The sequence below is a fragment of the Niveispirillum fermenti genome, assembly GCF_052474395.1.
In genome coordinates this window covers 2445760-2464705 of sequence record NZ_CP156681.1, presented here as the reverse complement: position 1 = coordinate 2464705, position 18946 = coordinate 2445760, and the positions used below count along the sequence as shown (strand labels likewise).

At 67.3% G+C, this 18946-nt stretch carries 16 protein-coding genes; 2 read left to right on the top strand and 14 right to left on the bottom strand.

The window, feature by feature from the left end; all coding sequences use genetic code 11:
- Window positions 1–190: 190 nt before the first annotated feature.
- Genes kynB through kynU form a run of 3 tightly spaced genes read right to left on the bottom strand, consistent with a single transcriptional unit; the run spans window position 191 to window position 2909 of the window.
- Complete coding sequence (kynB, locus tag ABC728_RS22570) at window positions 191–826, bottom strand: arylformamidase (RefSeq protein ID WP_416621192.1); 636 nt, start codon at window positions 824–826, stop codon at window positions 191–193.
- Window positions 823–1674: a tryptophan 2,3-dioxygenase gene (gene kynA / locus ABC728_RS22565; protein WP_445376508.1), complete on the bottom strand. Its 852-nt coding sequence runs from the start codon at window positions 1672–1674 to the stop codon at window positions 823–825. The genes kynB and kynA overlap by 4 nt, the downstream gene beginning before the upstream one ends.
- Complete coding sequence (kynU, locus tag ABC728_RS22560; protein ID WP_416621194.1) at window positions 1671–2909, bottom strand: kynureninase; 1239 nt, start codon at window positions 2907–2909, stop codon at window positions 1671–1673. The genes kynA and kynU overlap by 4 nt, the downstream gene beginning before the upstream one ends.
- Window positions 2910–3050: 141 nt before the next feature.
- On the opposite strand from kynU, the gene ABC728_RS22555 reads away from it, so the two are divergent.
- Complete coding sequence (locus ABC728_RS22555; protein ID WP_416621195.1) at window positions 3051–3515, top strand: Lrp/AsnC family transcriptional regulator; 465 nt, start codon at window positions 3051–3053, stop codon at window positions 3513–3515.
- Window positions 3516–3546: 31 nt separating this feature from the next.
- Here the strand turns inward: ABC728_RS22555 and ABC728_RS22550 are convergent, their stop codons facing one another.
- From ABC728_RS22550 to ABC728_RS22500, 11 genes are all read right to left on the bottom strand, one after another.
- Complete coding sequence (locus ABC728_RS22550; protein WP_416621196.1) at window positions 3547–4539, bottom strand: dipeptide epimerase; 993 nt, start codon at window positions 4537–4539, stop codon at window positions 3547–3549.
- Window positions 4540–4641: 102 nt separating this feature from the next.
- Window positions 4642–6045, bottom strand: a complete 1404-nt coding sequence (locus ABC728_RS22545; protein ID WP_416621197.1) for a leucyl aminopeptidase family protein — start codon at window positions 6043–6045, stop codon at window positions 4642–4644.
- A complete protein-coding gene (locus tag ABC728_RS22540) occupies window positions 6042–7022 on the bottom strand; it encodes an asparaginase (RefSeq protein ID WP_416621198.1) in 981 nt (326 codons plus the stop codon). The genes ABC728_RS22545 and ABC728_RS22540 overlap by 4 nt, the downstream gene beginning before the upstream one ends.
- Entirely contained in the window at window positions 7019–8668 is a 1650-nt protein-coding gene (locus tag ABC728_RS22535) for a dipeptide ABC transporter ATP-binding protein (RefSeq protein ID WP_416621199.1), read from the bottom strand. The genes ABC728_RS22540 and ABC728_RS22535 overlap by 4 nt, the downstream gene beginning before the upstream one ends.
- A 3-nt stretch (window positions 8669–8671) precedes the next feature.
- Window positions 8672–9499, bottom strand: a complete 828-nt coding sequence (locus ABC728_RS22530) for an ABC transporter permease (RefSeq protein ID WP_416621200.1) — start codon at window positions 9497–9499, stop codon at window positions 8672–8674.
- On the bottom strand, window positions 9499–10512 hold the full coding sequence (locus ABC728_RS22525; protein ID WP_416621201.1) for an ABC transporter permease: 1014 nt from the start codon (window positions 10510–10512) through the stop codon (window positions 9499–9501). Before ABC728_RS22525 ends, ABC728_RS22530 begins: the two co-directional genes overlap by 1 nt.
- Window positions 10509–12077 carry an ABC transporter substrate-binding protein gene (locus ABC728_RS22520; protein WP_416621202.1) on the bottom strand — a complete coding sequence of 523 codons (1569 nt, stop codon included), beginning with the start codon at window positions 12075–12077 and terminating at the stop codon, window positions 10509–10511. The genes ABC728_RS22525 and ABC728_RS22520 overlap by 4 nt, the downstream gene beginning before the upstream one ends.
- Window positions 12070–13650: a class I adenylate-forming enzyme family protein gene (locus ABC728_RS22515; RefSeq protein ID WP_416621203.1), complete on the bottom strand. Its 1581-nt coding sequence runs from the start codon at window positions 13648–13650 to the stop codon at window positions 12070–12072. Before ABC728_RS22515 ends, ABC728_RS22520 begins: the two co-directional genes overlap by 8 nt.
- A 121-nt stretch (window positions 13651–13771) precedes the next feature.
- Window positions 13772–14230, bottom strand: coding sequence for a MaoC/PaaZ C-terminal domain-containing protein (locus tag ABC728_RS22510; RefSeq protein WP_416621204.1), 459 nt, complete (start codon window positions 14228–14230; stop codon window positions 13772–13774).
- Between the two features lie 50 nt (window positions 14231–14280).
- Window positions 14281–16029, bottom strand: a complete 1749-nt coding sequence (locus ABC728_RS22505; RefSeq protein WP_416621205.1) for a CocE/NonD family hydrolase — start codon at window positions 16027–16029, stop codon at window positions 14281–14283.
- Complete coding sequence (locus tag ABC728_RS22500) at window positions 16026–18056, bottom strand: serine hydrolase domain-containing protein (protein WP_416621206.1); 2031 nt, start codon at window positions 18054–18056, stop codon at window positions 16026–16028. Before ABC728_RS22500 ends, ABC728_RS22505 begins: the two co-directional genes overlap by 4 nt.
- Before the next feature lie 172 nt (window positions 18057–18228).
- Between ABC728_RS22500 and ABC728_RS22495 the strand changes: the two genes are divergently transcribed.
- Window positions 18229–18942, top strand: a complete 714-nt coding sequence (locus tag ABC728_RS22495) for a TetR/AcrR family transcriptional regulator (RefSeq protein ID WP_416621207.1) — start codon at window positions 18229–18231, stop codon at window positions 18940–18942.
- Window positions 18943–18946: the final 4 nt, after the last annotated feature.

Here is an 18946-nt window from a genome sequence, read left to right as displayed (position 1 = left end):
ACCGGAGAACCATGCTTGGCTACGGTGTATGATCTACCTTTCCACGGAGCGGTCTTCCGGACGGATCGCCGGCCGGGGCATGCCCCGGCCGGCGATCACACATCTTACTGACATTTCGAAAACACAAGCCCACGGATGTGGGCGCCGGCGCCTGAGGCCGGTGATCGGTTGCGATCACCGGAAGTTGGTATCACGCCTCCCCGATGCTTCTCAGCACCGCGCGCACGGGCGACGCATCGGCCGTGGACAGGCGCAGCGGCAGGGCGATCAGTTCGAACACACCCTCCGGTACCCCGTCCAGCACCAGCCCTTCCAGGATGGCCATGCCATGGCGACGCACAGCCATGTGGGCATCCAGCGTCTTGCTGGTCTCGGGGTCCAGGGAGGGGGCGTCGGTGCCGATCAGACCGATGCCCTGCCCGGCCAGCCAGTCGATCGCGTCCGCTGCCATGGCGGTGAAGCGGCTGTCCCAGGCCTCATGCGGAAACCGGTCATAGGTCCGCAGCAGCACGCGCCGCGTGTCCGCCGGCACCCGGCCCGCCAGATGTTCCACCTCCACCCGTTCCAGGCCGGATGGCAGATGCAGGACCAGCGCCGGCCCCATATAGGTTTCCAGCCCCACGTCACCGATGGGCACGCCCCCCGCATCGTAATGCAGCGGCGCGTCGGCATGTGTGCCCGTATGGGTGGACAGGGTCAGCCGGCTGACATTGACGGGACAGGGCGGATCGATGGTCCAGACCCTTTCCTCCCCATAGGCCGTGTCCCCCGGCCAGACGGGAATACCCGTCCGGACGGGCTGGGTGATGTCATAGATCCGCCTCACAGCGATGTCCTCAGGCTCAACAGCTCGGGGAAGAAGCCGATATCCAGTGCCTTCACCAGATATTTGACACCGCTGGTGCCGCCGGTTCCCGACCGGTAGCCGATGATGCGCTCCACCGTCTTCATATGGCTGAACCGCCATTGCTGGAACCGGGTTTCCAGATCGACCAGCTTTTCGGCCAGTTCGTACAGGTCCCAGTGCCGGCCGGTATCGCGATAGACCGCGCGCCATGCCGCCTCCACCTCCGGGTGCGGCTGATAGGGCCGGCTGAAATCACGTTCCAGGCACTCATCGGGCAGGGAAAAGCCGCGGCGCGCCAGCAGGCGCAGGCTTTCATCGTAAAGCGACGGCTCCGCCAGTGCGGCGGCCAGCGCGGCATAGGCCGGCGGGTCGGCGCGATGCACCTCGATCATGCTGGCATTCTTGTTGCCCAGCATGAATTCCAGCAGGCGGTACTGCCAGGACTGGAAGCCGCTGGACTGGCCCAGATGCGGCCGGATGCGGGCATAGTCGGCCGGCGTCATGGTGGTCAGCACGTCCCAGCTCTGGATCATCTGCCGCTGCACCTGCGCCACGCGGGAGATCATCTTGAAAGCGGGGCCCAGTTCGTCCTTGCGGATCTGCTCGCGCGCCGCCTTCAGTTCATGCACGCACAGCATCATCCACAATTCGCTGGCCTGGTGGATGATGATGAACAACAGTTCGTCATGTTCGGGCGACAGCGGATGCTGTGCCGACAGCAAACGGTCCAGGCCCAGATATTGGCCATAGGATATGTCCGGGCGGGCATGGAATTTGTCGCCACCGGCCGTCACGCCATCGGGATTGCCTTTTTCCTGTTCGCTCATGTCACGGCCGTCTTGGTCTGGAAACGTTCCTGCCGGTATTCACCGGTCCGCATGATATCCGCCAGATGCGCCACCGCGTCCCACAGGTCGGCATGGCGCAGGTAAAGCGGGGTGAAGCCGAAGCGCAGCGCGTCGGGCGCGCGGAAATCACCGATGACGCCGCGCGCGATCAGCGCCTGCATGATGGCATAGCCGTCGGGATGGGACAGGCTGACATGGCTGCCACGGATGCGGGCATCCCGCGGGCTGATCACCCCGAAACAATCGGGTCCGCACATCTGCTCCACCAGAGCCAGGAACAGGTCGCCCATCCGGGATGATTTCTCCCGGATACGGCCCATGTCGGCCCTGGCCATCACGGCCACGCCTTCTTCCAGCGCGGATAGGCCCAGGATGGGCGGCGTGCCGCACAGGTGGCGGCGGATGCCGGGGGCGGGCCTGTAATCATCGCCGAAGGCGAAGGGTGCGGCATGCCCCATCCAGCCCGACAGGGGCTGCACCGCCTGATCCTGATGCCGGCGGGCCACGAACAGGAAGGCCGGCGCCCCCGGGCCGCCATTCAGGTACTTGTAACCGCAGCCGACGGCGAAATCGACCCCGGCACCATTCAGGTCGACCGCCAGGGCGCCAGCACTGTGCGACAGGTCCCACAGGGTCAATGCCCCCACGGCATGGGCCCGTGCCGTCAATGCCGCCATGTCATGCACATGACCCGTCTTGTAATGGACCTGGGTCAGCAGCAGCAGCGCCACCTCGTCCGTCAGCGCGTCCGCCATGGCATCGGCCGGAACGGTGCGCAGTTCAATTGCGCCGCCAAGCAGGCCGGACAGGCCCTGCAGCATGTAAAGGTCGGTCGGGAAATTGCCGGGTTCCGACAGGATCACCCGGCGGCCGGGGCGCATGCGCACGGCGGCGGCGGCCAGCTTGAAGAGGTTGACCGATGTGCTGTCGGCAACGGTCACCTCATCTGCCGCGGCCCCGACCAGGCCGGCGATCATGCCGCCCACACGCGACGGCAGATCGATCCAGCCGGCATCGTTCCAAGACCGGATCAGGCCCCTGCCCCATTCATCCTCCACCACCCGGCGCAGGCGCGCCTTGGCGGCAACGGGCAGCACACCCAGCGAGTTGCCATCCAGATAGATCGTGTCCGGCGGCAGGTCGAATTCCGCCCGGAACGGAGCCAGCATATCGTCCCTGTCCAGGGTTTCCAGCATGGCACGGGTAATGGTCATGGTCCCTCCCTTCAGACCCCTCCCTTCAGACATTGTGCATGATATCAGGGATCGGCCCGAACATTGTCGGATTTTGGCTTGCCATTGGCCGGATTTTTGGAACAATGTTCCTCTAAATCGTAATATATAGGAACGTCTTCGATGGATCAGACCGACCGGCGCCTGTTGTCCCTGGTGGAACGGGACGGGCGCGCCTCCTTCGCCGATATCGCCGGAGCTGCTGCGATGTCCAAGACCGCCTGCTGGAACCGTCTGCAGGGGCTGGAAAAGGCGGGGCTGATCCAAGGCTATGGCGCGCGGCTGGACCGGGAACGGCTTGGATTGTCCATTCTGGCCTTCGTCAGCGTCACCATCGACCTTGGGCGGCATGATGAATTCGAACAGGCCGTGGCCACTGTCCCGGCCGTGCTGGACTGCTACACCACAGCCGGGGAGTTCGATTACATGCTGCGCGTGGTCGCGGCCGACGTGGCGGCGCTGGACAGGCTCTTGCGGTCGGAGATGGGGCGGCTGCCGGGGGTCCGCTCCTTCTCCACGCGCATCTGCCTGAAGAAGGTCCTGGAACAACGTCCCCTTATGGGGGCTTTGACAGGAACGGCACCATGATGACCGCACCGCAAGGCCGCCACGCATCCGGTCAGTTGCGCGACGCCCCCCAGGAGGCTTCAGGCACAAATATGTGTCCGTCCTCATAGATTGCGGCGGGATCGCGATCCCCGGCCAGGGCCAGCGGCCCGTCCAGGTCGCAGAAGTCGCAAAGCTGGCCCAGCAGGAAGGCCGGCGCCATGGCCAGCGTCGTCCCGACCATGTTGCCGACCATGACGCCCAGCCCCAGCCGCCGCGCCTCGGCCGCCATCAGCAGCCCTTCGGTCATGCCGCCGCACTTGTCCAGCTTGATGTTGATGATGTCGAAGCGGCCGGGCATGGAAGGCAGGTCGGCCAGCGACTGAACGCTTTCATCGGCGGCCACCGGGATGGGCAGGTCCAGTCCCTCCAGGTCGGCCTCCCGCCCGATGGGAAACGGCTGTTCGATCAGCCCGACCCCGCATTCCAGCAGCGTGGGCAGCAGGGCGCCCAGGCTGGCCGGTGTGAACCCCTGGTTGGCATCCACGCCGATCCAGGCATCGGGCCGCACATGGCGGATGGCCCGCACCCGATCCGCGTCGATCGGCTCCCCCGTCAGTTTCAGCTTCAAGGCCCTGGCGTGGGGATAATCCCGCAGCGTGGTGGCGACGATCACCTCCGGCCGCTCCGCCCCCAGCGTGTGGGTGGTGACAAGGGGCCGTGGTGCCGCCAGCCCCGCCAGTTCCCAGACCGGGCGCCCGCTTTCCAGCGACAGCAATTCCCACAGGGCGGCGTCCAGCGCATTGCGTGCGCAGCCGGGTGGCAACAATTCCCGCAGCCGCTGCCGTGTCAGCCCGTCGCCCAGGGCCTGCGTCAATGCCGACAGTTGGGCGGCAGCCTTGGGGGGGGTGTCCTGACGGTAATAGACGCCCGTCGCCTCCCCCCGGCCCGTGCGGCCATGGCGAGACAGGCGGGCGACCAGGAAGTCGAAGCCCGTAAAGGTATAGCCCGTGATGCGGATCGGTTCCTTGAAGGGCCAGTTCTCGATCGCTGTTGCCAGATGCATGATGGCTTTCTCCCCGCGTCCTGGACGTGGAAGGGATGGAAGGTCGAAGCTGGACCGATGCCAGCCCGCCGGAAGGCGGTGCCCGGCGTGTGTGGGAGGGCGTCAGCCCGCCTCCGCCAGCGCCGTCAGCAGGCGCACGCCATAGCCGGTAGCGCCTGGAACACCAGCAGAGCCCCGGTTCCACGCCGGCCCGAAAATATCCAGGTGTGCCCAGGGCACGCCCCCCACGAACCGGTGCAGGAAGGCGGCGGCCGTGGCCGTGCCGCCCCAGCGCGTCTTGCAGATATTGCCCAGGTCGGCGACGGGACTGTCCAGCATGCGGGTGAACGCCGGGTCCAGCGGCAGGCGCCACAGTCGTTCCCCCACTCCGTCACCCAGCCGTGTCAGGCGCGCGGCCAGTTCATCGTCATTGGCATAAAGCCCGCCGAACCGGTCGGTCAGCACCGATGTCAGTCCGCCCGTCAGCGTGGCGATATCGATGATCGCGCGCGGATTGAACCGGTCGATGGCATAGCTCAGCACATCGGCCAGCAGAAGCCGCCCCTCCGCGTCGGTATGCAGCACCTCCACCGTCAGCCCGGCATGGCTGGTGACGATGTCGCCCGGCCGTTGCGCGCCGCCGGACGGCATATTCTCCGCCAGGCCCACGATGCCGACCACGTCCACGGGCGACCGGCGCAGCGCCAGCGCACGGATCGCGCCGGCCACGGCGGCGGCACCGGCGCGGTCATACTTCATGTCCCACATTTCCTCCGCCTGCTTGGGCAGCAGGCCGCCGCTGTCGAACGTCACTCCCTTTCCGGCCAGGACCAGCGGGGCACCTCCATCCGCCACACCCTGCCAGCGCAGGATGGCGATGGCGGGCGGGGCCGCACTGCCCTGCCCCACCCCCAACAGCGCCCCCATGCCAAGACGGCGCAGTTCCGCCTCCTCCAGCACTTCCACCGTCACCCCCAGATCGGCCAGGGCGCGGCATTCCTGGACGAACAGGGCCGGCACCATGGCATTGGGCGGGGCATTGGACAGGTCGCGTGCCCATTCCACGCCCTCGGCAAGGGCCGCCAGCCCCTCGAACGCGGCGGCATCGCCATGCGGCAGGTTCAATCCGGCCGGCCGGGCGGGACCCTTGGGCGGGCTGGTCCGGAACCGGGTATAGCGGTAGGCGGACAGCCGCGCCCCCAGTGCCACATGACCGGCCAACACAGGGCAAGCCGGAACCAGCAGGTCGAGGACATCCGCCCCCGCGGCGACCGGCAGCCCCGCGATGCGCGCACCCAGCGCCTCTGCCGCCAGGGGCGTCGCGCTGTCCGCCCTCAGGACGATGATACGGCGCATTCCGCCCTCGGTCGGCAGCAGCAGATCGACCGGCTGGTCCTTGTCCCGGCTTGCCAGTAGCGGGGCCAGCGGTTCGGCAATGTCGGGGGTCACGCCCTGGACATCCTTGTCCGCGAACAGGGCCAGGACCAGGGTACGGCGTGCGTCCCCTGCCTCGAAACTGATCTTCATGGTGTCTCCTCCCACAGCAGGCGGATATCGCCGACCTGCCGCCCTTCGGCATTCTTCACGGATGGGTGCGACCAGTCGTGCAGCGCGTCCAGATCAGCCATCAACCGGGACAGAAGCCCCGCGATAGCCACCTCGGCGGCACGCTTGGCGCCATCCTCCACTTTCAGGGCAAGGCCCAGGCCCGTGCCGGCGATGCCGGCGACCCAGACACCTTCGGCCCCGCCCTTGACGATCACCCGGCCCGGCCATGCCTGCATGGCGGCGGTATCGAACCGGTCGCGCCCGGCCACCAGATAGGGTTCTCCGGCCATGGCGTCGAAGATGCGGCGGGATGGCCCGTTTCCCTGCGACGCCAGCCGGGCGAAGGCGCCGGCCAGGGTCCGCAGCGGCACGGCCGGGTTCGGCGCCCCGCAGCCGTCGATGCCCCAGGGAACCGCTTCCAGGTCCAGGCCCAGGAACGGTTCCGCCGCCCGCCGCATGGCCACCTGCACCGGATGGTCCTGGTGCGTATATCCGGCAGGATCCACGCCCAGATGCCGGGCCAGGGCCAGGAAGCCGCAATGCTTGCCCGAGCAATTATTGTGCTGGCGCCCGCATGCACAGCCCGCCGCGTCCAGCGCGCGGGCGGTCGGGGTGTCGATCGGGTCGTGCGCGCCGCATTCCAGGGCCCCGGCACCCAGCCCGAGATCGGCCAGCCAGGCCAGCGCCAGTTCGGTATGCACCGCTTCGCCATTGTGCGAGGCGCAGGCCAGCGCCAGCCGCCGCCGGTCCAGGTCGGGCTGGTGGTCCAGCAGGGCCAGCGCCTGCAGCGGCTTCAGCGCGGACCGGCTGTAGACGGGGGCATCGACATCACCCCAGGCGGCGACCGGCCCGGACGGGCCGACAAGCGACACGGCGACGCGGTGCCTGCTTTCGATGCAGCCGCCGCGGGTCACGGCCACGCTCAGCAGCGGGTGGTTTCCGGTCAGGAACGTCATGCAGCACCTTCCAGGGGCAGCACCGGCGCCGCCGCAAGCAGGGATCGGGTATAGGGATGGGTGGGGGCGGACAGCACTTTGTCCGCCGCCCCCTGTTCCACCAGCCGGCCGCCGCGCATCACCGCCACATGGTCGCACATGTGCCGGACAACGCTGATATTGTGGCTGATGAAGACATAGGTCAGGCCATGGCGGCGCTGCAGGTCGAGCAGCAGGTTCAACACCTGCGCCTGCACCGACACATCCAGCGCCGATGTCGGTTCGTCCAGGATCAGGATGGACGGATCGGCGGCCAGCGCGCGGGCAATGGCCAGGCGTTGCCGCTGCCCACCGGAGAATTCGTGCGGGAAACGGTCCAGATGTTCCGCCGCCAGACCCACCTGCCGCAGCAGCCCGACCGCCCCGGCCCGGCGACCGGCCCGGTCCACCCCGCGGATGGCCAGCGGTTCGGTGACAAGATCCCAGGTCCGCAGACGCGGGTTCAAGGCGCTCTGCGGGTCCTGGAAGACGATCTGGGCCGGTGGTACCGGCGGCTGGCCCCATGACCAGCGTCGGGGCGGCACCAGCGGGCTTCCATAAAAGACGATCCGTCCGGCACTGGGGGGCAACAGCCCCACCAGCGCCTGGGCCAGCGTACTCTTGCCCGATCCGGACTCCCCCACGATGCCCAGCGTGCTGCCGGCCGCAACCGACAGGTCGACCCCATCCACGACGGGGGTTGCCCGGCCGGGATAGTGCAGCGTCAGCCCGGCGACACGGATCGCTTCCCCGGCAGCCCGCGCGGGTGCCGGGAGGGCTTCGCCATCGCAGACCGGCTCCGCCCCGATGACGGGCAAGGGGCTGCGCGGCGGCTTGCCGTCCGGCAGGGCCGCCAGCAGCGCCGCCGTATAGGGGGCGGCCGGCCGGGACAATATCTGCCGGGCCGGGCCGTTTTCCTTTATCACGCCCCGGTGCAGCACATAAAGCCGGTCGCACAATTGCCCGACCACGGCCAGGTCGTGGCTGATGAACAGCACGGCGGTGCCCGTCGCCCTGGCATGGTCGCGGATCAGGTCCAGCACCTGGGCCTGCACCGTCACGTCCAGCGCGGTGGTGGGCTCGTCGGCGATCAGGATGCGCGGACGGCAGGCGAATGCCATGGCCAGCAGGACCCGCTGGCGCATGCCCCCGGACAGGGCGGAAGGATAAAGCCCGGCCACGCGGGCTGGATCATCGATGCGCATGTCCGACAGAAGCCGCAGCACATCGGCCGTCACCGCCGCCTTGTCCATGCCGGGCCGATGGCGGCGGATGATGCCGGCCACCTGCCGCCCGACGCGGATCGACGGGTTCAGCGCGTTCATGGGCTCCTGGAACACCATGGCCACCTGCCCGCCGCGCAGGGTCGCCAGTTCGGCCTGCTTCAGGCTCATCACGTCGCGACCCAGTACCTCCAGCGAGCCGCCGGCCACATGGAAGGAGCCGCGCGGCAGCAGGCGCAGAGCCGACATGGCGGCCACCGACTTGCCGGAACCGGACTCCCCGACCAGCCCGACGATCTCGTTGGGGCGGAGTTCCAGGTCGATGCCGTCCAGCACGCGGCGCGGGCCGTCCGGCGAGGGGAATTCCAGGCTGAAATTCCGATAGCGCAACAGGGCGTCTGTCATGGGTCAGCTCACCAGCGAACGGTTGCGGGCCTTGGGGTCCAGCAGGTCGCGCAGCCCGTCCCCCAGCAGGTTGAAGCCCAGGACGGCCACCATGATCAGCAGTCCCGGCAGGACCGAGTACCACCATTGTTCCAGGATGAAGCGCCGCCCCGCATTGACCAGCATGCCCAGTTCCGCCATCGGCGGCTGGGCGCCCAGCCCGATGAAGCCCAGCGCCGCCACGGCCAGGATGGACGACCCGATATGCAGGGTCATGACCACCAGCACCTGCGCCGCGATATTGGGCAGGATGTTGATGCGCAACTGACGGCCCAGGCCTGCGCCCATGGTGGCCGACGCCCTGACATAGTTCATGGATGCCACCTCCATGGCCTGGGCACGGGCCACACGGGCATAATAGGGCACCGAGAGGACCGCCAGGGCCAGCACGGCATTGCCCAGGCTGGCGCCCAGCGCCGCCGTCAGGGCCATGGCCACGACCAGGCCTGGCAGCGACATCACCATATCCATGGCCCGCATCAGGACCATGTCGACGTTCCTGCCCAGCGTGCCGGAAACGGCGCCGATCAGCGTTCCCGTCAGGCTGGCCGCCAGCACGATGGAAAGCCCGGCCAGCAGCGAGGCGCGCAGGCCCCACAGCATGCGGGACAGGATGTCCCGCCCCACCTCGTCGGTCCCCGCCCAATGGCCGGGACCGGGCGGCAGCAGACGCATGTCCAGCGCGATGACATCGGGGGGATGCGGGGCCAGCCACGGCCCGGCCAGGGCCGCCAGCAGCACCAGCGCCACGATGGCGCCACCCAGATGCAGGGAAAGCGGAAACCTGTTCATCACCCCACCTCCGCCATCCGGGGGTTCAACCAGCGGTAGGCCAGGTCGGTCAGGGCGTTGATCATCACATAGGCAACCGAGACGATGACCGTGAAACCCATGATCACGGGAAAATCCAGGGTGAAGATGGCGTTCAGCACGTAGGAGCCGGCACCCGGCCAGACGAAGACGCTTTCCACGATGACGGCACCGAACAGCAGGCCCGCCGCCTCCATCCCCAGCAGGGTGACGACGGGGACGAGCGCGTTGCGCAGGGCGTGGTTGAACACCACCTGCCCCCAGGACAGGCCGCCGGCCACGGCGGTGCGGATGTAATCCTGATGCAGCACTTCGATCATCGCAGTGCGGGAAACCCGGATCATGCTTCCCACCGACACCAGGGCCAGCGTCGCCGCCGGCAGCGCCAGATGCCGCAGCACGTCGCAGAACAGGCGGAAATCCCCCGTGGTCAGCGCATCGACCAGGAAGAAGCCCGTGACGGTCGGCGGCGGATCGAAATCCACCCCGATCCGCTCGTCACCGGGCAGCAGATCGAATTGCCCGTAGAACAGCAACAGCATGACCAGGGCCAGCCAGAAGGACGGCATGGAGATCGAAGCCGATGCGACCAGCCGCACGGCATAATCGAAAGGACCCTCGCGGAACACGGCCGCCAGCGTACCCAGCATGATGCCCGCCGTCGTCGACAGGGCCAGGGCCACCAGCACCAGTTCGATGGTGGCCGGGAAGACGGCGGCCAGATCGGCGCCCACGGACCTTCCCGTCACGATCGACGTCCCGAAATCGCCGCGCAGCAGATCGGCCAGGTAGCGTCCATATTGGATAAGCATCGGCTGATCCAGGCCCAGCGTATCGCGGATGCGGGCGATGGCCTCGGCACTGGCGCGCGGACCGGCCAGCATCTGTGCCGGGTCGCCGGGGATCAGGCGGGAGATGATGAAGGTCACCATGGTGACGCCCAGCACCACCGCGACCAGCCCGATCAGGCGTTTGATAACGGGATGAACCCTCATGCCGCACCTCCCCGCAGCCGGCCCATGCGGGCGGCATTATAAAGACCGGGCTGCCAGAAACTGTATTCCAGCCCGGACAGGTCGCGGCGATGGGCCATCAGCCCATGCGGCGCGAACAGCGGCACGAACGGCTGGTCCATGATGGCCAGGCGCTGGGCCTGGCCGTAAAGCGCCACGCGCGGGGCCTGTTCCATCGTGGCTTCCGCCTGTTCCAGCAGCGCGTCCACGGCCGGGTTGGCATAGCGCGCGAGGTTCAGCCCCTCCCCCTTGTTGGCGGAATGCAGCGCGAACTTCAGGATGGGCCAGGGATCGGGAAAATCGGCGTACCAGCTGAAGATGGTCAGGTCGAAATCCCCCTTCACCACCTTGGCCATGGCGCTGGGGGCCAGCACTTCCAGCCGCAGGTCGATACCCGCTTCCGCCAGTTGGCTTTGCAGGGCCAGCGCCACGGCGTCGCTGGCCGCCGAAGCCTGCACATACGACAGGGTCAGGCGCAGTCCTGGCCCGACCCCCTCGGCGTCCAGCAGGGCGCGGGCCGCCGCCACGTCGCGCATGATGACAGGAATGCTGCTGTCCTGGCCCGGCACGCCATCGGGAAGCAGCCCGTGGATGGGCGAGGCGCGACCCGCCATGATGGTATCGGCGATGCGCGGCGCATCGACCGCAAGCGCCAGCGCGCGGCGCACGGCCGGCCTGTCCAGCGGCGCGCGTTCATTGTTGGGGATCAGGGCGATGACGGCCGGCGTCGGCCGTGACAGCAGCGTCACACCGTCCAGGCGGGACACGGGCGCCGCGGCATCGGGGGCCACATTGTCGAAAATGTCCAGGTCGCCCTTGCGCAACTGCGTGCGCCAGGCCGCCTCGTCCTTCACCACCTTGATGACCACGCGATCGAAATGACGCGGGGGGCGGAGGCTGTAAGGGTTGGCGGTCAGGACCACGCGCTGTCCGCGCGTCCAGCTTTTCACGCGATAGGGGCCGCTGCCGGCGGTCCGTTCGGACAGATAGCCGCGCGCCAGATCGCCACCGCGTTCATGCGCCATCACCGCCGGGTTGATGACGGCCATGGGCAGCAGGGCTAGGATATAGGGGAATACCGGGTTGGGGCCCCGCAGGGTGAAACGCACCCGCATGTCGTTCAGGGCCTCCACCCTGTCCAGCCCGTCCAGCGCCTGGGCCACGCCGCGCCCGATGCGCAGCGCGCGGTCGAATGAAAACCGCACGGCCTCGGCCGTCACCTGTGTACCATCATCGAAGGCATGGCCGGGCGAAAGGGCGAACAGCCAGGACCGGCCCCCATCCTCCCCCTGCCAGTCGGCCGCCAGTTCGCCGTCCAGCCCGCCCGTAGGCTGTCCGTCCTGCATCCGGAACCGCAGCAGCCGTTCATAGGCCAGGCCGATGGGCGCGAAATCGTTGGCCTGCACCGTCACGGCCGGGTCCATGCCGGAGAGATCGCCGGCCTTGCCGATGACCAGCGTGCGCCTGGCAACCGCTGCCCGGTCGCCGCCACAGCCCGCCAGCAGCAGCAACCCGCCCGTGCCGGTGATGAAGCCACGCCTATCCATTGGCGGCTTCCCGCTTCAGGGCCGGCTTGTCGATCTTGCCCACGGGCAGCATCGGCAGGCTGTCCCGGACATGGAACCGCTTGGGCACCTTGTAGTTGGCCAGGCGCTCCCGGCACCAGGCGGCGATCTCGTCCGCCGTCAGGGCACTGCCGGGCCGGCGCAGGACATGGGCTTCGCCGACCTCGCGGAAAAGCGGGTCGGGCACGCCGATCACCCCGGCGAGCGCTACGTCGGGATGGGCCTCGATCACGTCCTCGATCTCGCGCGGGTAGACGTTGAAGCCGCCGGACTTGAACATCTCCGACTTGCGGGACACGAAGACCAGGTTGCCATCGGGCCGGAACCAGCCGATATCGCCCGATCTCAGCCAGCCATCGGGCGTGAACGCATCCCGCGTGGCCTCGGGGCGGTTGAAATAGCCCAGCATGACGTAGTCGCCCTTGAACTGGATTTCCCCCTGTTCACCCGGCGGCACGGTGTTTCCGTCCTCGTCGACGATGCGGCACGGATATTCCGGGCAGGGCCTGCCCACGGTTTCCGCCAGTTCATCGTTGCTGGCGTCCGGGCCGGTGAAGGTGGTGTCCGTCGTGGTTTCCGTCAGGCCATAGAGCGTGACCAGCCGCACCCCCAGCCGCCGGTAACGCGCGATGTAGTCACGCGGCATGGCCGCCCCGCCCCAGACCACGGACCGCAGGCTGGACAGGTCGCGTGCGTCGAAATCCGGCCGGTCGGCGGCGAGGATGAACATGGTCGGCACCCCGATCCACAGATTGATGCGTTCCGCCTCGATCGTGTCCAGGACCGTGCCCGCGTCGAAACGCGGCAGCAGCACCAGCGTACCACCCCGGATCAGGGTGGTGCAGCAGGTATCGCCCACGCAGGCCACATGGTTGATGGGAAACGGACAGACGGCGCGCGGCACGTCCACGCCGAAGGCCCGCCCCTGGATGGCATTGCCGAAGCAAAGCCCGTGATGGGACAGAAGCGCCCCCTTGGGCTTGCCGGAGGAACCGGAAGTATAGACGACCAGCGCCGGATCGAACCGGCCCACCGCGTCCCGCCGTGCCGTCAGCGCCGCGTCGGGAACCCCGTCCCCCGATGCCAGGAAATCGTCGAAGCCGCCATCGGCGTCCAGGTCGACCCAGGTCCGCACGCAGCCAAATTCCCCGGCCAGCCGGTCCAGGTCGGCACGATAGTCCCGCCCCTCGAACTCGCGGATGGAAAAGACGACTGACGGGCGCGCATCACCCAGCAGATAGCGGTATTCATCGATCTTGTAGCGGGGCGACAGGCCCATCCAGATGCCGCCGATGCTGGCCGTGGCCAGGAATACCACCAGATATTCGGGCGTGGCGTTGCCCAGCAGCGCCACACGGTCCCCCTTCTCCACCCCCGCCGCAACCAGGGCGCGGGCACAGCGCGTCACCAGCGCCTCCAGATCGGCATAGGTCAGCCGCCTGGCACCCGCGACCACAGCCTCACGGTCGGGAAAGCGGGTGGCGTGTGCGCCGACATAGTCACTGATGCGGGACAGCACGGGGGCCGCCTCGATCGGTTCTCCTGACGCCGTCATGGCTGTCCTTTCACTGACGGCCCTGACGGCCGTGGCTTCATTGACCTGTGCTGTTTTAATACGTATCGGCATCGATCAGGACCGTAGGTCCTGATCGATGCCGTCCTCATGCGCCGGGCTGTCACTCCTGCACCACCACCATGGCCAGCCATTCGGCAATCAGGGCCGGCTTGTCCTCCCCTTCGATCTCCACCTCCACATCGATGGTCAGCAGGTACTTGCCGGCCCCCTTGTCGGCGAAATCCCTCAAACTCATGTGCGAACGGATGCGCTTGCCCACGGGCACGGGGGTTATCAGCCGGTGGCGGTTGAAACCATAATTCAGGGCATAGAAATGCCGGCCGGTCTGCTCGCCGAACGCCTCGATGAAGCCGATATCGTGCGACATCGTGATCAGCATGGAAGTGGTCCAGAAACCGGCGGCGATGGACCCGTCGAACGGCGTGTTGGCGCGTGTCCAGTCGGGGTCCAGGTGCATCGGATCCTCGTCCAGCGTCGAGGCGGAGAACTGGTTGATCAGGCCCTGCGTCACGTCGAACCAGCGGGAGGTGCCAAGCTTCTGGCCAATCTTGTCTTGCATTGTCTTTTTCTCTTGTCATGGGTCCGGCCCCGGTCGGGGCCGGCGTCTCCTCAAAGACCGATCAGCGGCAGTTCCAGCGCGGAGGCATGGATATCGTCGCGATGAAAGGTGAAATGTGCACCGTCGGAACCGGTGACAGGTGCGAACGTGTCGGCATCGGCCCCGGCCAGTGCCAGGCGCAGGCGGAAGCCGGCGGGAATGCGGATGGAGATGGGAAGCAGCCGGACCACGACCTGCATCACCTCCCCCGGCATGACGGGCAGCGCATCGCATGCGCGGTAGCCGTGGGCGGGATCGGCCTGGAACGAATGCTCGCCGGGCGGCAGGACCCTTCGGTGCATCAGGCGCAGCACCCCCTCGGTCAGCAGCGCGACGCGGCCCTGGCTGTCCACCATCTCCAGATACGCGAACAGGGCGGCGTCCGGCCGGTCACAGGCCATCCACAGGTGCAGCACGGGCGCGCCCGTGATCTCCACCGCCCTGTCCAGCGGTGCGCTGTCATAGGTTTGCAGCAGCGCGTCGGCCGGCGCGCGATCGGGATGATGGACAGGTGCGCAGCCGATCTGTGTCCACCAGCGGTTCTGCCGGCCGGTGCTGGCATCGGCCCGGACGGCGTGGACATCCGCCCCGCCATCGACGGGCGGCACTTCGGACAGAAGCCCGTCGCCTGCCAGAAACAACCGGCACGATTGCTGACCGTCGGGCGGCCAGACCGTCGTGGTCCGCCATTGATCGGCCCCCAGCGTGTAGTAATGAAGCCGCCTGGCCGTCGGCGGACAGGCGGCGGCAGACAGCAGGTCGTCCAGGTTTTCCGATGCCGGCAGGGAACGGGGTGTCTGTCCGATGGCGAACGGGTCCTGATGCCAGCGCCTTCCATGGCTCCAGGGCCCGATGAAGACCTCCATCGGGCCGTCGACGCTGTTGAACAGTTCCAGCGCCCCTTCCGCCGTGCCGGCGTCGAACCAGCCGGCCCAATAGGCAATGGGCGTGCCCGCCGCCTCCATGGCCGGGCGCAGGGCATGGATGGACAGTTTCTCGCTGTCCATCACAAGGTCGGTGTCCCAGCCCGCGTTCAGCCGTGCGGCATCATCGATGAAGGTGACGCTGCGGGCCGTGGCACCGATGTTGAAATTGCCGGCATGCCCGGCGATGGCACGCGCCGGGTCCTCGCCCCCCACGGGGGCCGGACCCCGCACGAGCCGGCGGAACAGTGCCTTGTCGATGCCGGGCAACTGGTCGGCCACGCCTTCCACGTCGCCCCGGTCCTGCGCGGCCGTCAGGGCCGCCCAGCGGTCGTTCAGGAAGATATTGGCGACCCCGCCGGGAAACAGGTTGTGGCGATAGATGTCAAAATCGGCAAATTGCGGTGCTGTCAGCACCAGAGCCTTGCGCCCCGTGGACGCCGCCATGAAGGCGGTGTTCCCGCCATAGGAATAGCCGGTCGCCACGATGCGGCCATCCGACCAGTCGCGAGACGCGATCCAGTCGATGACAAGACCCAGGTCGTCGCGTTCCTGCGGCGACCATTCGCAAGCCCGCTGTCCGAATGATGCGCCGGACCCGCGGCTGTCCACCTCCACCAGGGCATAGCCACGGGCCGCCAAATGGCCCGCCATCGCGAATGCCGGCTGGTATTGCGGATCCCCTTCGACCAGATCGAAGGCCCGCCAGTAACGGGTGGACAGCAGGAAAGCCGGAAGACGCCCGTCCATCTCAATCGGCAGCCAGACATCCAGGGCCAGCCGCACCCCATCAGGCATCGCGATGTAATGGGAACGGCGTATCACGGGCGCGGTCATGGCAGATGCACCCCGAGCAGGTTGAAAGTGCCCAGAAAGGCCAGAAGGTAAAGGGACGCGACGGCGATCAGGCTGTAGAAGCCGCGCCGGACCAGTCCGCCGCGCCCCTGCCCCCACCAGTCCCCGCGCCAGGCCAGGACCGATGCCGCGATGATGCCCAGCGCCAGCATGCCGGCCAGATTTGCGATCAGGATGGTGGTGACGAACCGGGCCGGCCGGCCTTCCAGCAGATGGTACATCAACCCGTCGTCCGGACCGTAGAAGCCCAGAAGAGCAAAGGGCAGCGCCACCATGGTCGCCAGCAGGGCCACAGGCATCACCCGCGCGGCCCGTTCGGCACGGCTGCGCCCCGTGCGCCAGAACAGGCACCATGCGCCGCCCAGGAACAGCAGCAATGCCGGCGGCAGGCCCAGCCCGGCCGTGGCCGGGTTCCAGACATCGCCACAGCGCTCCCAACTGTCGACCGACAATTGCGGGGCCAGGGCGACTGCCCGGCCATCGGCGATGGTGAAGGCGTAAACGGCGGAGACATCGGGGTCGCCCTGGCGGGCGGGCGTCGCCGCCGGGTTCCAGAAAACGCCCGGCGCCACCTGCCGGTAACCGGCCACGCCCCGGATGGTCAGCGTTCCGTCGGCGCCGGCCGCCACCTTGTGGACGCCATAGCCGGCATTGAAGAAATCGAAGACCGCCTCGATCGTGCTGTGCGACCGGCGCTGCCGGCAATAGGAACCGGCGAACAGGGACGCCGCCGGCCCTTCCGCGCCCGCCACGGGCCGGTAGGCGCCCAGCAGCAGGGCCAGCGCCTCTTCCCGCACCACGGAGGAGGAGAGGACCGGTTGCGTGGTGACCTTAGGATCGGGGGTCAGGCGGGTGCGGGTGACCAGTGTGGCAAGCTGTTCCTCCAGCCCCACGACAGGTCCCTCCCCGACGATGGACGCGAAGACACCCATGCCGCGTTCAGGGACCATCAGCATGACCGTCTGAAAGCCGGGCCAGCCACCGCCATGTTCGACCACATGGGCGCCGTTCCAAAGGCTTTCCAGGAACACCATGCCGACGCCACTGACGGCGGGATGGTTGGTCGCATCGCGCGCATGCATGCGGCGGAAACCTTCCGGCGTCAGGATGCCCGCCTTTCCTCCCTCCCCGGCGATGTGGGCATTCATGAAACGCGCCATGTCCAGGCCCGTGGTCGTGATGCCGCCCGCCGGCGCGATGAACGGATGCATGGGGATGAAGCCGATCTTCTGCCAATCCCCGTTGGGCAATGCCGCATATGGGATGGCCATCCGTTCGGACGGCTGCATGCGCAAATCCAGGCGGCTGTCGGCCATGCCCAGCGGATCGAAGATGTGAGCCTTGAAATAGGCATCGATCGGCTGTCCCGACACGTCTTCCACGATCAGGCCCAGCACGGCCGTGCCGAAATTGGAATAGACGATGGTGGCACCAGGCGGGCGCACCAGGTCGGGCATGTACCGACGGATCAGGTCGGCATCCACCGGATGTGCCACAACCCGATCGGTCCCCAGCGAGAAGGCGAAATCCTCGAACCCCGCACGATGGGTCAGCAGGTCGCGTACCGTGATCTCCCGCCCCTGCCAGGAGGGCAGTTGCACCCGCTTAAGATAGATGTTGGCGTCATCGTCCAGCGATGCGATGCGGCCCTGCTCCAGCAACTGGGCGATGGCCGTGGCCGTCACGGACTTGGTGGTCGATCCGATCCGCACTTCTGTTGTCGCCGGGTCCATGGCCCGGCCCGTGGCAGGGTCGGCCAGGCCGTATCCCCTGGCGACCAACACCTCCCCGTCCTTCACCACCACGATCTCCGCCCCCGAGAACCGGCGCGCCGCCAGTGCCGGACCGAACAGGTCATCGGCCCAGGCAGCCACCGTTGCGGCATCAGGACGGGGATCGGTCACAGCGGTTGGGGACATGGGCGCCATCGGCGCGTCCGCCCGGGCCGACAGGACGGGCAGGCACAGCAGGCCGGTCAGCGCCACGCGGAAAGCCAAGGGAACACGCATGGTTCATCGCCCTTATTTGGATGAATTAATATTCAATGAGTTAGAATTCATAACCAATCTCCTGTCAATAACCAAAAGGGGTCGACGCAGAAATTCATTGAACCTGAGTTCAGGATACCCTAGCTATTAGCGGGAGAAAAATGGCGATACCGCAATCACAGGGAATTTGACGATGTCCGAAAAGGGAACGCCGCGCACTGCCCGGGCACCGGCAAAAAGCCGCAAGGAACAAGCACAGCAAACCCGCGCGCGGCTGAAGGATGCGACAAGGTCCGTGCTGGGTCGCATCGGATACCGCCAGATGCGCATTGCCGATATCACGACGGAGGCGGGCGTTGCTGTTGGCCTGTTCTACCATTACTTCCCAGACCTGAAGGCCATTACGGCAGAGGTTCTTTCCGACTTCATGGCGGGCATGACGCAAAAAGCCCGCCAGATCCCACAGGGTGGCGACCTGTTCGACACGCTTTACGAGCAGTACAAGATTCTGATCGGCCATTTCGAAGAACATCCCGGCCTGGTACGCTGCATGCTGCAGGCATCCGACGAGATCCCCGAATTCGGGCAGATATGGGACAGTTCCAACCGCCAATGGACTGCCAGCTTTGCGCGCTATCTGGGGGAATGCTGCAAGCCGGCACGGCTGGACGACGCCACCCTGACCATGATGGCCTACTGCCTGGGCTCCATGTCCGACGGGGTGCTGCAGGAATATTATGTGCAGCGCAATCCCGACCTGCTGGCCTGCACCCCATCCATCGATGCGCTGTCGGAAATGCTGGCCGTCCTGACCTATCGCGCGGTGTTCCTGACCAACCCGCCCCCGGAAAAGCTGGCTGCCACGAAGGAACTGCTGGCCGTACCGGGCACTGTGCCAGCCCCCTGACCCC